Source organism: Nocardiopsis sp. NPDC055824 (assembly GCF_053616335.1).
This window is the reverse complement of record NZ_JBSHDN010000181.1, coordinates 1-12,819: the sequence shown is the minus strand read 5'-3', so window position 1 is coordinate 12,819 and position 12,819 is coordinate 1. Positions and strand designations below refer to the sequence as shown.

Below are 12,819 nucleotides of genomic sequence, written 5' to 3'. Positions count from 1 at the left end.
CTGGCCCCGTGGGGGGGGCGGCCCGGGGGGCCGCGCCCCCGGGGGGGGGGGGTGGGGGGCGGGCCCGCGGGGGGCCCGCCCCCCCCGCCGGCCCCCGGCGCCGTGTGCGGTCCTGCACGGCCCCGCAGACCGGTGCGGGCGGGGTCTCAGGGGGAGGCGGTGGCGTCGGCGCGCCGGACGTCCGACGGGGGCGCCGGCGCGCCGGGGACGGCGGTCTGGGCGATGAACGCGCCGGTGACGATGACCGCGGCGCCCAGGATCTGGACCGGGGTCAGCGCCTCGCCGAGGAGCACCCACGCCAGCACGATCGCGGTCACGACCTCCAGGTAGGCGACGGCCCCGGCGACCTGCGGGGACAGGCGCCGGATCGCGGAGACGCCGGCGAAGTAGGCGACGGCGGTGCACACCAGCCCCAGCCACAGGGCCGGGGCCCAGCCGGGCACGTGGAGACCGCCCAGGGGGACCGGGTCGGCGAGCAGGCCCCACGGGATCGTCCACGGGCGGGCGAGGGCCCCCAGGAGGACCGTGGCGACCAGGGAGCCGAAGGCGATGACGGCGAGCGGGTCGGTGTCCTCCCCCATGCTGTCGCCCAGGAGGAAGAACGTCGCCTGCGCGGCGGCGGCGCCCAGAGCCAGGGCCACGCCGATCGCGTCCAGGCGCATGCCGGCCCAGACCTCCAGCAGCAGTCCGAGCCCGGCCACGGCCAGGACGACCCCGACGACGGCGGCGGGGGAGACCCGGGTGCGGCGCACCACCCTCAGCCACAGCAGGACCAGGACCGGGCCGAGGAACTCGATGAGCAGGGCGATGCCGACGGGGATGCGGGCGACCGCGGCGAAGTACAGGGCCTGGACCCCCGCCATGGGGAAGACGCCGTAGGCCAGCACGAGCAGGGGCCGGCGGCGGGCGACCCGCCAGTGGGCGGCGGCGACGGGAAGGAGGAGGAGCGCCGCTCCGGCGACCCGCAGCCACGTGACGTGCAGGGAGTCCATCCCCGCGTCGAGGAGGGGGCGGGCGAACACGCCCGAGCCGCCGAAGGCGAGCGCTGAGCCGAGCGCGAACGCCAGCCCGGAGGGGCGGTGGCGTGCGGAGGGGGCGGACACGTGGCTGCTCCAGGGGATTCATGGGGAGATGGGACCTGGGCAGAGCATACGGTCGGCGAGCCGGCCCCGGCGGGAGGGGCGGCGGCGCGAGGGTTTGCCGGTCCCGGCGGGAGCATGCGGGTCCCCGCCGGGCGGGCGCTGCGCGAGGGGCGTCGTCCCCCGCGGTGGCGGGGCCGACGCGCCGGGTCTCCCGCCCCCGGTGCTCCGGACGGGTCGGCGGGCCTGCGGGAGACGGATGGCGGGCTCGGGCCGGCTCGAAGGTCGAGGGCCCTCGGGGAAGCCGCCGCGCCTCCTCGCGGTCAGTGCCGGGGGGCGAGGGCGGTCAGGTCGAGCTGGGCCCAGGCCACGTCGTGCCAGGCGTCGTGCTTCCAGCCCACGCGCGACATGACGCCGACGTCCTCGAAACCCAGGGCGCGGTGCAGTCCGAGGCTCGCGTCGTTGGGCAGGGTCATGCAGGCGACCGCGACCCGCATGCCGCGCTCGGCCAGGCGGGGCAGGAGGGCGCCGTACAGGGCCCGGCCCGCTCCGGTGCGGCGGCGGCCCTGCTCGAGGTAGACGCTGACCTCGCACGTGCGCCGGTAGGCGGCGCGGGTGCGGAACGTGCCGCCGTAGGCGTAGCCGAGGACACCGTCGGCGTCCTCCATGACGATCCAGGCGTGCTCGCGCTGGGCGGCGGCGATCCGCGCCGCCATCTCCTGCGCACCGGGAGGGTCGAGCTCGAAGGTGATCGCGGTGTCGGTGACGTAGGGCGCGTAGATCGCGGCGCAGACCTCGGCGTCCGCGGGGGTCGCGTCGCGGACGGTGAGGGTGGGCATCGAAGTCATGTTCATTATAGTAATCCGGGACTGTCACTATAGTGAACACATGAGCGACGAACTGGGTTCTGCCCTCGCCCTGACCCTCAAGGAACTCCGAGGCTCCCGCGGTTTGAGCGCCTCGGCGCTGTCCGAACTCTCCGGCGTCTCACGCACCATGGTCAGCCGTATCGAGAACGGCGACGTCCAGCCCACGGCCTCCCTCCTCGGGCGCCTGTCCGCGGCGCTCGGCATCACCCTCTCCGAGCTGATCTCCCGTGCCGAACAGGGCGACCGGCGCCTGGCCCGCTCCCACGAGCAGCCCACCTGGACCGACCCCGACACCGGCTACGTGCGCCGGGCGGTCTCCCCGACCTCCGGCGGCCCGATCGAACTGGTCGAGGTGGAGCTCCCGGCGGGTGCGAGGGTCGCCTTCCCCGTGGAGGCCTACGTCTTCACGCACCACCAGATCTGGGTCCTGGACGGCACGCTCGCCTTCCGCGAGGGCTCCGTCGGGCACCTCCTGGAGGCGGGGGACTGCCTCCAGCTGGGTCCGCCCGAGCCGTGCGAGTTCCACAACCCGGGCCGGTCCCCCTGCCGCTACCTGGTGGTCATCGCCCGGCGCGGCGCCTGAGGGACCGCCCGGGGACACGGGCCGTGCGGTGACGGCGGACGGCCCCCGTCCCTTCGACCGGTCGGCGCCGATCGGGGTCTTCGGGCGTGGCGCGGCACGGAGGGCGCGGGCCCGGTGCGTAGGGTGCGAGACGGCCTGGTGAGCCTCCGGGCCGAGTCGTGCTCCCGCCGCCCCCGGGGCCGGACACCCAGATCCGAAGGAAGAACCATGCGTGCTGTGAGCTTCTCCGACTACGGCGACCCGTCCGTCCTGACCGTCGTGGAGTCCGAGGTCCCCGAACCCGGCCCCGGTCAGGTGAGGGTGGCCGTCCGCGCCGCGGGCGTCAACCCGTTCGACGTCAAGGCGCGTTCGGGGCTGATGGCGCAGGGCAGGCCGCTGCCCGCACCGCGCGTGCCGGGCCTGGAGGCCGCCGGGGTGGTGGACACGGTCGGTGAGGGCGTCACGGGCACGGCCGTCGGCGACGCCGTCGCCGGATGGACCGCAGGCGGCGGCGGATACGCCGAGTACGCCGTGCTGTCCACCTTCGCGGCCAAGCCGGAGGCGCTGACCTGGCAGGAGGCGGCGGCTCTCCCGGTGGCGGGGGAGGCCGCGGTCCGCGCGCTGCGCGTCCTGGACCCCCGGCGCGGGGAGACGCTGCTGGTCAACGGCGCCTCGGGCAGTGTCGGAGGGATCGCCGTCCAGCTCATGGTCGAGGTCGGGATCACGGTGATCGGGACGGCAGGCGGCGCGAACCTGGACCGGGTGCGCGCGCTCGGAGCGCTCGCCATCCCCTACGGGGAGGGGCTCGCCCAGCGCGTGCGGGCGCTGGCACCCCGGGGCGTGGACGCCGTCCTGGACGCGGCCGGGCACGGAGCGCTCCCCGACGCGATCGCCCTGCGCGGCGGTACGGACCGGATCGTCACCCTCGCCGACCCGGCCGCCTTCGACCTGGGCGTCCTCTTCCTCTCCAAGCCGGAGGACCAGACCGCGCAGACCCTGGAAACGCTGCTGGGGGCCGCGGCCGAGGGGCGGATCACCCCGCCCGCGTCCCGCGCGATGGGGCTGGAGGAGGCCGCGCAGGCCCACCGGGAGTGGGAGCGGAAGTCCTCCGGCAAGATCGTCCTGGTTCCCTGACGCGTCCGCTCAGGGGCGTGTCCGCCCACCTGTGACAGGGCTCCGACCCGGTGACGCACCGGGCCACGCGGCGTCGTCGATCGCGAGCCACGGAGCGACGGCCACGGCCGTGGGAGTGCACCCGGTGAAGGACTTGACCTCGCGGTGCAGGTGGGACTGGTCGACGTAGCCGCTCTCGGCGGCGACACCGGCGGCGGAGTGGCCCGCGGCGAGAAGGCGGGCGGCGTGGTCGAACCGCACCAGTCGGGCGGCGCGTTTGGGCGTGATGCCGAGCTGGGCCCGGAAGCGGGCCGACAGGCGCTTGCGGCTCCAGCCGACCTCGTCCGCGAGGCCGTCGACCCGCGCCCGCCCCCGGCTGGAGCGCACCTGCCGCCAGGCGAAGGCGACCTCCGGGTCGACCGCTGGGCGGGCGTGCAGCCGCCGGCCGAGGATCTCCCCCGCGATCGTGAACCGTTCGTCCCACGACGCGGCGGCGCGCAGCCTGTCCTCTGCCCGTCCGGCGTCGCGGCCCCAGACGTCCGCGAGGGACACCACGGACCCGGTGAGCCCGGTCGCCGTGCCGAGCACCGCACCCGCTGCGGCCGGATCCAGCCGGATCTGGAGGCACTCGCCCCTCAAGCCACCGGTCCGGAGGTCGCCGGGGACGAGTCCGACCACGACACTGCCGCGCCTGGATCGTCCACGGGTGCGGTAGACGGGGCCCTCCCCCTCACTCAGGTCGATGAACAGGCTGACGGAGGGGTGCGCGACCATGGCGACGTCCGTGAACACGGAGGCACGGTAGCGGAACCCGGCCATGCTGCTGCCCGGCAGCCGATCCGACGGGAGCGGGACGGCGATGTCCGCGAGCCCCCAGCCGGGTGGCACCCCTGTCTGCAGCATGGGAAGATCCTAGGCCTCGTCGGGGACGGCGTGCCGGCGCTCTGCCGCGGTGAACTCGAGGAGCAGCTCGCCGGTCGCCTCGGGCGCTTCGAGCATGGGCATGTGTCCGACGCCGGACAACCGCTCGACCCTTGCGTTCGGCACCGCGTCGTACCGGTGCGCCGACAACGGCTCCCAACGGGGATCGGCGGCGCCGAAGACCACCAGCACTGGAACGCCGAGGGCAGCCAGGCGCTCGGGCACGCTCCGCTCGGCGATGTACTCCGTGTTCCGGCGCAGCACCGTCCTGAACGTGCGGTACGCGGTCCCCCGCGCCTCGGCGACCATGTCGTCCGGGACATCCACCGGACGGACAGCGGTCGCCCTGATCCCCTTGCGGATCATCGCGTCCGAGCGCCTCGACCACAGGAGCGGACCGAGAGGCGGGCCCAGCAGGGCCCGGAGGAGGAGCGGCTGCGGAAGGAGCGCGTCGACGCTCGGACCGCAGCTGATCAGGGCGATCGAGCCGACCAGGTCGGGACGCCGTTCGGCGAGCGCGGTGGCGACATAGCCGCCGCTGGAGTGTCCGGCCACGGTGACGGAACGGAGGCCGAGGCCGTCGAGGAGCTCCGCCACCCGGCCTGCCTGCACGGACACGTCATAGGACGCCGCAGGCGGTGATTGGCCGCAGCCCGGGAGGTCGATCCGGAGGACGTGGTGGTGTTCGGCGAGGGCCGGGACCATCCTGCTCCAGGAGCCGCCCGAGGCTCCCGATCCGTGGATGAGCAGCAGCGGCGCCCCCTGCCGGGGGCCGTCGTGGACCACATGCATTCCGTGCGCGGGCTCGGCGTCGTACTCGGTCATGCGCCCGATGGTGCACGGGCCGGCAGGCACCGGTCTTGTACGAATGTCGTCGTGGAGCCGACCGTCTCCCCTCGGATCGGTGGAGGACCCGGCGCGGGCCGCGCCCGCGTCAGTCGAGGAGGGCCCGGGTGAACACCGGGCGCTGCTCGGCGAGCCAGGTCTGGCGGCGGTCCCAGCGGTCCCAGCCCCCGGACCGCTCCAGGGCGCGGACGAACGCCTCCTCGCCGCCGTCCGCGCGTGCCGCCACGAACGTCCGGGCCACGGCCGTGTACTGCTCGATCACGCCGGGGAGGGCGGCGCGGTCCCCGCGGGCGAGGCCGTAGGCGTCGGCGGCCGACCGGAGCCGGCGGGGCACGTCCGCGCCCTCGCTCCAGGTCCCGGCGGCGGAGACCGGGTCGAGGGCGGGGACCAGGTAGTAGGCCAGGGCGGCCACGTCCCACACGGGCCTTCCGGGCGCGGCGAGGTCGAAGTCGATCAGGGCCTCGGCGCGTCCGTCGCGGAAGACGAGGTTCTCCGCACAGGGGTCGTTGTGGCACAGGATCGGCCCGCCCTCGGGATCGGCCAGCCCGGCCGCCCCCGAGGCCCACGGCGCGGTGGCGTCCACGCCGACACGGGACGCGGCCTCGTGGTAGCGGCGCAGCAGCGCCGCGGCCGAGCGCAGGGCCGGCTCGGTGCGCACCCAGTCGGGGAAGGGCGGCAGGGCCACGTCGCCCTCCACGAAGGTCAGCTCCTCGTGGCCGTCCCCGCGCAGCCGGAGGGGGAGCGGGGCGCCCCGGTAGCCGGTGTCGGCCAGGGCCCGCAGGTGGGTGTGGAGGGCGGGGGACGCGGGGGTGGCGGTGCGCACGACGCGGCCGCCGTGCCGGAAGACCGTGTTCATCATCCCGCCGCCGAGCCGGTGCGCGTCTTCGCGGGCGTCGTCGTCGGGGCCGGCAGCAGCGGGCATCGCTCTCCTCGGGGTGCACGGAAAACCTGTGGCGACGGGGATGCGTCGAATCCTACGGTCGGGGTCGGTGGAGGGGGAGGGCTCGTGCCGCGTCGAAGGTCACCGCAGGAGAAGAAGGCCCTGAGCTACGCCAGGGACCGCCGCAACAACTACGGCGAGAACGACAAGAGTTCGCGCCGCAACATCCCCCTGTCCAAGCGCATCGCCAGGAGGGCCGACCGGCGGATCGCGGCGACCGCGCTGGCCGCCGGACGCGGGGGCGCGGACGCAGACTCGGGCGCGGCGGCGCAGGAGCGGGCCGAGCACAGGAGGCCCGGGGTGTGGCGCAAGTGGCCGGACGGACCGCTGGGCGTGCACGTCGAGTGCAGCCTGGAGCGCCGTGCCCGGGCCGAGGGCTGGAAGGGCCGCAACGCCGACCGCCTGGGGAGACTCCGCGCGCGGTTGCGCCGACCGGGCCGCTGACCCGGTCCCGGGCGGAGAGCTCCGGGACGTGCGAAGGAAGGCCGGGAGGGTTTTCCACAGCCGCACCCGAACCCGTGTTCGCTCCACTACTCTGGGTCCCGAAAGCAGTCGAGCCCGACATCGGTGTTGGTAGCACCTGCCGGGCTCTGACCCCCAACCTGGTCTCATCAGGAAGGCGGCTAGTGGTGGAGTGTATCCAACTCGGCCCCGATGTCACGGCCATATCCCGCATGTCGTCTCCTTCGGACACGGCGACGCAGGCGTCGCAGCCCCCGCCGGGGCCCGTCGGTCCGCGCCGGCGCACCCCGGGCGCCATGCGCGGTATCGGCTTCATGCCCTCGCTCTGGATCACCGACGCCCTCAGGGCGGGCCTGCTGCCCAGCACCCGCGCGCACACCGTCGCGGCGATCATCGCCGACGCCGCCGACGCGGACGGGCGCTGGTGCTACCTGTACCTCGACACGATCGCGGAGCGCTCCGGCGGGACGATGAGCGCCTCCACCGTCAAACGGGCGCTCCACGACCTCGTCGGCGCGGGCCTGGTGCGCAGGCTCGGCCCGTCGCAGGCGCGCCTGTTCTTCCGCGCCGACATCGCCGCCGGGCGCCGGTGGCCCGACCGGCTCCCGCCGGTGCTGGAGCTGCTGATCCCCGCGCACGCGTACACCGCCCAGGCGCTGGAGGAGGTCAACCGCGTGCGCCGGGTGCTGGGGGAGGAGCCGTTGTCCCCGGCCTCCCGCCCCTGTCCTCCGGTGCGAACGACCGTTCATCCTGATCCGGCCGACAGGTCAGAACGACCTGTAGACCTTTCCCCTGCAGACCCCTCCCCGATCCGGCGCTCCGTCCGCGGGAGCGCCACCACAGGGCGGGTGGCCGCCCGGGCGTACGCGCGAGGGGTCCGTCCCCTGCCGGTGCCGGTGCAAGCGCCCGTGGTCGGCCCGGAACGGGTCCCCGGACCCGCACCGGACCCGGGGACGCCCGGCGCGCCGACGCGCGGCGGTCCTCAGGAGCGGATACCGGACCCCGCACCGGAAAGGGTGACCGCCCCGGGGCCGCGAGGGCTCGCCCGGAGCCTCCTCGCCCGGATACCGGACTCGGTGCTGCGCCGCCCCGGCCCGGACCGCGAGGCCCTGGCCGGTGCCCTCGACCGGCTCGCCGGACAGGGGATGCGCACGGCCGAGCTGGGCGCGCTGCTGGAGGGCGCGGAGACCCTGCGCAGCCCGTTCCCGGCGCTCATGCGCCGCCTGGGCGGCGTGGAGGACGCGCGCGGGTTCCTGAACGGCCGCCTCGGCGCGGGCGTGCGGCGCGGCGGCGGAGGCGCCCCGGCCCCGCCGTGGGCTCCCGCGCCGCGCACGGCCCGGCTCGCGCAGGGGGTACCCGATCCCCGGCGTCCGGACCCCGGGGACGCGTTCGCCGAGCCGCCCGGGTTCGCCGTCGGCCCCGACGGCGCGGCGCCGCGCACCTGCCCCGACCACCCGGGCGTGCGCAACGTCCCGGGCGGGAGCTGCCGTGTGTGCGGCGGGGCCTGCCGGAGCGTGCCCGGCGAGATCATCCACCCGCGCCGGGACCCCGGTGCGGGGACGGCCCGCACGGGCGGTGATCCGCCCGGGAGTCCCGCCCGGCCCGCCCGGCCCGAGGGGCCCGTGCGGGCCGCGGAGGACCCGGCCGGGGCCCCGCTGGACGGTCCTGGCACCGGCGGCGCCGGGGAGGCCGGGGAGACGGATCCCGCGGTCCTCGCGCTCATGCGCGCCTCCCTCGCCGGGGACCGCCGCGAACCGGCGCTCCCACCCGTGCGCAACGGCCGCGCGCCCACGCCCGCGGCCCGTGCCGCGGCCGACTCCGTGCGCCGCCGACTGGACCTCCTCCGCGGACGGGCCGCCGGGTGAGGGCGACGGGGAGGGCGACGGCGCGGCGGGCCCGCGGGCCGTCCGGGCGGGACCGTCCGGTGCGCCGGAAGGCACGGCGTCCCCGGGGACGGGGCTCACGTGTCGCGCGGCGCCGCCCCCGGCGCTCGCGGGCGCGGCTCAGACCTGCGGCACGGGGACCGGGCGGGACCCCTGGGCCAGCGACTCCGCACCGGCCACACCCACCAGGGAGGCCGCCACGGCGTCGCGCACCGGCACCAGGGGCGGTGCGCCGTGCAGGACCGTGTCGCGAAAGCCCCGCAGCAGCAGGACCGTTCCCTCGGTCCCGCGCTCCAGGGGCTCGCCGTCCAGGGTCACCGGAGGCGGGACGCGCTCCTCCTCGCGCGTCACGCCGTCCTCCTGAGTCCAGCCCTCCTGGCGGACCCGCACCGACCAGGCCCGGTCGCCCCCGGCGCGCACCGACTCGGCCAGTCCCCGGGTTCCGCGCACCGACACCCAGCTCCAGTGGCTGTCGGACTCGCCCTGGAGGAACCCGTTGCGGGTGATGGCCAGCGCCCCCGTGGACAGGCGCACCACCATGGTGGAGGCCTCGCGCGGAGAGGACTCGTCCACGCCGAAGGCGGTGACCTCGACGGGACGCGCCCCGGTGATCGCCAGGATCGGGGACAGCGAGTGGGTGCAGTACGCGGTCGGGGGGATCCGGCCGCGCCAGTGCGCGGGGTCGCCGATCAGCGCCGTCCGTGCCTCGGGCGACATCCCGTGCAGGTAGTCGGCCTCCACCAGGCTGATCCGGCCGACCTCTCCCGCCTCCACCGCCTCGCGCAGGAGCCGCACGTGCGGGTGGAGCACGTAGTTCTCGGCGAAGGAGTAGGTGGCTCGGGAGCGGTCGGCGGCCTCGACCAGGGCCCGGCCCTCCTCGGCACTCGCGCAGGCGGCGGACTCGGAGAGCACGTGGACGCCGTGTTCGAGGAAGGCGGTCGCCAGCGGGGCGTGGGCGTCGAAGTCGTTGGCGAGCACCACCCCGTCCAGGCGGTGGCCGGGGTCCAGCAGGTCCTGCCAGCGGTCGACGGCGACCGCGCCGGGCAGCAGCTCGCGCGCCCGCCGCCGCGGTTCGGCCTCGCGGTCGCAGACCGCGACCACGTCGATGCCCGCTCTGGCGGCCCACACCGCCAGGTGCAGCCCCATCCCCAGTCCCACCACTCCCATGCGCATGGGGGGCATCCTCCCGGAAGTCACCGGGGCGGACAACGGGTTTTCCCGGAGGCGCTCCCGGGCGTGCCTCCGCCCGCGCCTCCTCGGCCGAACGCAGAGGTCGGGAAGCACCGATGCCCCCAAAAGTATGTTTACGTCAAGGCAATACACTGGCAACACCACGGGTGGACAGGGCCTGTATGAGCCCATGGCCCCGTCTCCTCGAACCGATTCCTCCGACGATCGAGGTTCCCGGCACAACGGCGTGCGGGGTGCCCGTTCCAGCAGTGAGAAGGGAACGCACTCGCATGCCGTTTTCCGATGGTGCCCGCAGCGGGCACCACCCGGGGGTCCGAAGCGCGTACGAGCACGTGGTGCGGCGCAACCCCGACGAGCCCGAGTTCCAGCAGGCCGTCCTGGAGGTGCTCGACAGCCTCTCGCCCGCCCTCTCCCGCCACTCCGAATACGCCGACCAGCGCATCCTGGAGCGCCTCTGCGAACCCGAACGCCAGGTCATCTTCCGGGTGCCGTGGCGCGACGACCAGGGCAACGTGCACGTCAACCGTGGTTTCCGGGTGGAGTTCAACAGCGCGTTGGGCCCCTACAAGGGCGGGCTGCGCTTCCACCCCAGCGTGAACCTCGGGGTGATCAAGTTCCTGGGCTTCGAGCAGATCTTCAAGAACGCCCTCACCGGCATGAGCATCGGCGGCGGCAAGGGCGGCAGCGACTTCGACCCCAAGGGGCGCTCCGACAACGAGATCGAGCGGTTCTGCCAGTCGTTCATGACCGAGCTCCACCGCCACCTGGGCGAGCACACCGACGTCCCGGCCGGGGACATCGGGGTGGGCGGCCGCGAGATCGGCTACCTGTTCGGCCAGTACCGGCGCCTCGCCAACCGGTGGGAGGCCGGGGTCATCACCGGCAAGGGCCTGGAGTGGGGTGGTTCGCGCGTCCGTACCGAGGCCACGGGGTACGGGAACGTGCTGTTCACCCAGCGGATGCTGGAGCGCTCGGGCAGGAGCCTGGACGGCCGGCGCGTGGTGGTGTCCGGTTCGGGCAACGTGGCGATCTACTCGGTGGAGAAGGCCCAGCAGCTGGGCGCCACCGTGGTCGCCTGCTCCGACTCCGGCGGCTACGTCGTGGACGAGAAGGGCATCGACCTCGACCTGCTCAAGCAGATCAAGGAGGTGGAGCGGGCCCGGATCTCCGAGTACGCCGAGCGGCGCGGCGACGCCCGCTACGTGGAGGGCGGCAACGTGTGGGACGTGCCCTGCGACGTGGCACTGCCCTCCGCCACCCAGAACGAGCTGGACGCGGCATCGGCGCGCACCCTGGTCCGCAACGGCGTCCTGGCGGTGGCCGAGGGCGCGAACATGCCCACCACCCCCGAGGCCGTCCAGGTGCTGCGCGAGGCCGGTGTGCTGTTCGCGCCGGGCAAGGCCGCCAACGCCGGCGGCGTGGCGACCAGCGTCCTGGAGATGCGGCAGAACGCGCGGCGCACGTCGTGGTCGTTCGAGCACGCCGAGGCCGAGCTGGCCGAGGTGATGACGGGGATCCACGACCGGTGCGAGGAGGCCGCTGAGAGGTACGGCGCCCCGGGCGACTACGTGCTCGGCGCGAACGTGGCCGGGTTCGAGCGTGTGGCGGGCGCGATGCTCGCCCAGGGCCTGATCTAGGCACCGCCTCCGTCCGGGGCCTGGGAAAGGCCCCAGGACGGAGGCGGCGGCCCTCCTTCTCCGGTCGGGCGGCGAACCCACCGGAGCAGGAGGACCCGCTCCCGTGCCGACCGGTCGGGCGGACCGGGGAGACGGCCGGGCACGGAAGAGCGCGCGACCACCCCCGGGACCGTGCCGGGGACGCGGGCAGGTCTCAGGCCGCGGACCGCTGGTCGGCCGGGCGCCTGCGCAGTTCCGGGCGGATGACGGCGGGCGGGTCGTAGGAGACGTCGAGGGGGCCGATGTCGGTCCCGGGCGGGACGATGTCGTCGATCCTGTCGAGGACGCCGTCGCCGAGTACGGCGCCGGCGCCAGCCAGCAGGTCCTCCAGCTGTTCCATGGTGCGGGGGCCGATGATGGCGGAGCTGACGTCGGGGTGGGCGGCGACGAAGGCCATCGCCAGGTGGGCCAGGGACATCCCGGCCTCCTCGGCCACCACGATGAGCTGTTCGACGGCGTCGAGCTTGCGCTCGTCGGTCAGGTGCTCGGGCATCCAGTGCATCCTGGCGTTCTCCACGGGGGAGGCGCCCTTGCGGTAGCGGCCGGTCAGCAGGCCCGAGGACAGCGGCCCCCAGGTCAGCACGCCCAGGCCGTAGCGGCGGCAGAGCGGCAGGACCTCCCTCTCGATCCCGCGGTTGAGGATGGAGTACGTGGGCTGCTCGGTGCGCAGCCGCTGGAGTGCGCGCCGCTCGGCCACCCACTGCGCCTCCACGATCTCCGAGGGCGGCAGGTTCGAGGAGCCGACGACGCGGACCTTGCCGCTGCGCACCAGGTCGGTCAGCGCCGAGAGCGTCTCCTCGATGTCGGTCCGGGGGTCGGGGTGGTGGAGCTGGTAGAGGTCGATGTAGTCGGTGCGGAGGCGCCGCAGCGAGTGCTCGACCTCGGCGATGATCCAGCGCCGGGAGCTGCCGTGCCGGTTGGGGCCCTCACCCATCCGGCCGTTGACCTTGGTGGCCAGCACGACCTCGTCGCGTCGGCCCTTGAGGGCCTTGCCGACGATCTCCTCGGTCTCGCTGTAGCCGTACACGTCGGCGGTGTCGACGAAGTTGACGCCGGCGTCCAGTGCCCGGTGGGTCATACGGATGCATTCGTCGTGGTCGGGGTTGCCCACCCGGCCGAACATCATGGTGCCCAGGCAGTAGGCACTGACCTCGATGCCGGTGCGCCCCAGCTCGCGCGTTCTCACAGTGATCCGGTTCCTCTTCCTTTCCGGCAGCCGCACGGCACACGCCTGCGGCGGCGACGCTCCCGTGCCCGCTCCGGGCGGGCACGGGGGC

General features: G+C 75.0%; 12 protein-coding genes. 5 read left to right on the top strand and 7 right to left on the bottom strand.

Annotated features, from left to right (window positions below; all coding sequences use genetic code 11):
- Window positions 1–146: 146 nt before the first annotated feature.
- Both ACWGL3_RS25890 and ACWGL3_RS25885 read right to left on the bottom strand, forming a co-directional pair.
- The gene (locus ACWGL3_RS25890; protein WP_452461897.1) at window positions 147–1,103 is read right to left on the bottom strand and encodes an EamA family transporter; all 957 of its coding nucleotides are present in this window, start codon (window positions 1,101–1,103) and stop codon (window positions 147–149) included.
- A 299-nt stretch (window positions 1,104–1,402) separates the two neighbouring features.
- Window positions 1,403–1,927 carry a GNAT family N-acetyltransferase gene (locus ACWGL3_RS25885; RefSeq protein WP_267950125.1) on the bottom strand — a complete coding sequence of 175 codons (525 nt, stop codon included), beginning with the start codon at window positions 1,925–1,927 and terminating at the stop codon, window positions 1,403–1,405.
- A 40-nt stretch (window positions 1,928–1,967) separates the two neighbouring features.
- On the opposite strand from ACWGL3_RS25885, the gene ACWGL3_RS25880 reads away from it, so the two are divergent.
- Window positions 1,968–2,531: a helix-turn-helix domain-containing protein gene (locus ACWGL3_RS25880; RefSeq protein ID WP_267950124.1), complete on the top strand. Its 564-nt coding sequence runs from the start codon at window positions 1,968–1,970 to the stop codon at window positions 2,529–2,531.
- Window positions 2,532–2,738: 207 nt separating this feature from the next.
- The gene (locus ACWGL3_RS25875; RefSeq protein ID WP_452461896.1) at window positions 2,739–3,644 is read left to right on the top strand and encodes an NADP-dependent oxidoreductase; all 906 of its coding nucleotides are present in this window, start codon (window positions 2,739–2,741) and stop codon (window positions 3,642–3,644) included.
- 9 nt (window positions 3,645–3,653) lie between these two features.
- On the opposite strand, the gene ACWGL3_RS25870 is transcribed toward ACWGL3_RS25875, so the two are convergent.
- The 3 genes from ACWGL3_RS25870 to ACWGL3_RS25860 all read right to left on the bottom strand — a co-directional run bounded on the left by ACWGL3_RS25870 (window position 3,654) and on the right by ACWGL3_RS25860 (window position 6,312).
- Window positions 3,654–4,526 (bottom strand): helix-turn-helix domain-containing protein, encoded by an 873-nt coding sequence (locus ACWGL3_RS25870; RefSeq protein ID WP_452461895.1) that lies wholly within the window; start codon window positions 4,524–4,526, stop codon window positions 3,654–3,656.
- A gap of 9 nt (window positions 4,527–4,535) precedes the next feature.
- Window positions 4,536–5,369, bottom strand: coding sequence for an alpha/beta fold hydrolase (locus ACWGL3_RS25865; protein ID WP_452461894.1), 834 nt, complete (start codon window positions 5,367–5,369; stop codon window positions 4,536–4,538).
- Window positions 5,370–5,478: 109 nt separating this feature from the next.
- Complete coding sequence (locus ACWGL3_RS25860; protein ID WP_452461893.1) at window positions 5,479–6,312, bottom strand: phosphotransferase; 834 nt, start codon at window positions 6,310–6,312, stop codon at window positions 5,479–5,481.
- An 84-nt stretch (window positions 6,313–6,396) separates the two neighbouring features.
- Between ACWGL3_RS25860 and ACWGL3_RS25855 the strand changes: the two genes are divergently transcribed.
- Both ACWGL3_RS25855 and ACWGL3_RS25850 read left to right on the top strand, forming a co-directional pair.
- Window positions 6,397–6,774, top strand: coding sequence for a hypothetical protein (locus ACWGL3_RS25855; protein WP_452461892.1), 378 nt, complete (start codon window positions 6,397–6,399; stop codon window positions 6,772–6,774).
- 314 nt (window positions 6,775–7,088) lie between these two features.
- Window positions 7,089–8,657, top strand: coding sequence for a hypothetical protein (locus ACWGL3_RS25850; RefSeq protein WP_452461891.1), 1,569 nt, complete (start codon window positions 7,089–7,091; stop codon window positions 8,655–8,657).
- A 138-nt stretch (window positions 8,658–8,795) separates the two neighbouring features.
- Here the strand turns inward: ACWGL3_RS25850 and ACWGL3_RS25845 are convergent, their stop codons facing one another.
- Window positions 8,796–9,848, bottom strand: coding sequence for a Gfo/Idh/MocA family protein (locus ACWGL3_RS25845; protein ID WP_267950117.1), 1,053 nt, complete (start codon window positions 9,846–9,848; stop codon window positions 8,796–8,798).
- A 287-nt stretch (window positions 9,849–10,135) separates the two neighbouring features.
- Here ACWGL3_RS25845 and gdhA point away from each other — a divergent pair, with 287 nt between their 5' ends.
- Window positions 10,136–11,503, top strand: coding sequence for an NADP-specific glutamate dehydrogenase (gene gdhA / locus ACWGL3_RS25840; protein ID WP_267950116.1), 1,368 nt, complete (start codon window positions 10,136–10,138; stop codon window positions 11,501–11,503).
- A 193-nt stretch (window positions 11,504–11,696) separates the two neighbouring features.
- Here the strand turns inward: gdhA and ACWGL3_RS25835 are convergent, their stop codons facing one another.
- Window positions 11,697–12,728 carry an aldo/keto reductase gene (locus tag ACWGL3_RS25835; RefSeq protein ID WP_267950115.1) on the bottom strand — a complete coding sequence of 344 codons (1,032 nt, stop codon included), beginning with the start codon at window positions 12,726–12,728 and terminating at the stop codon, window positions 11,697–11,699.
- Window positions 12,729–12,819 lie beyond the last annotated feature (91 nt).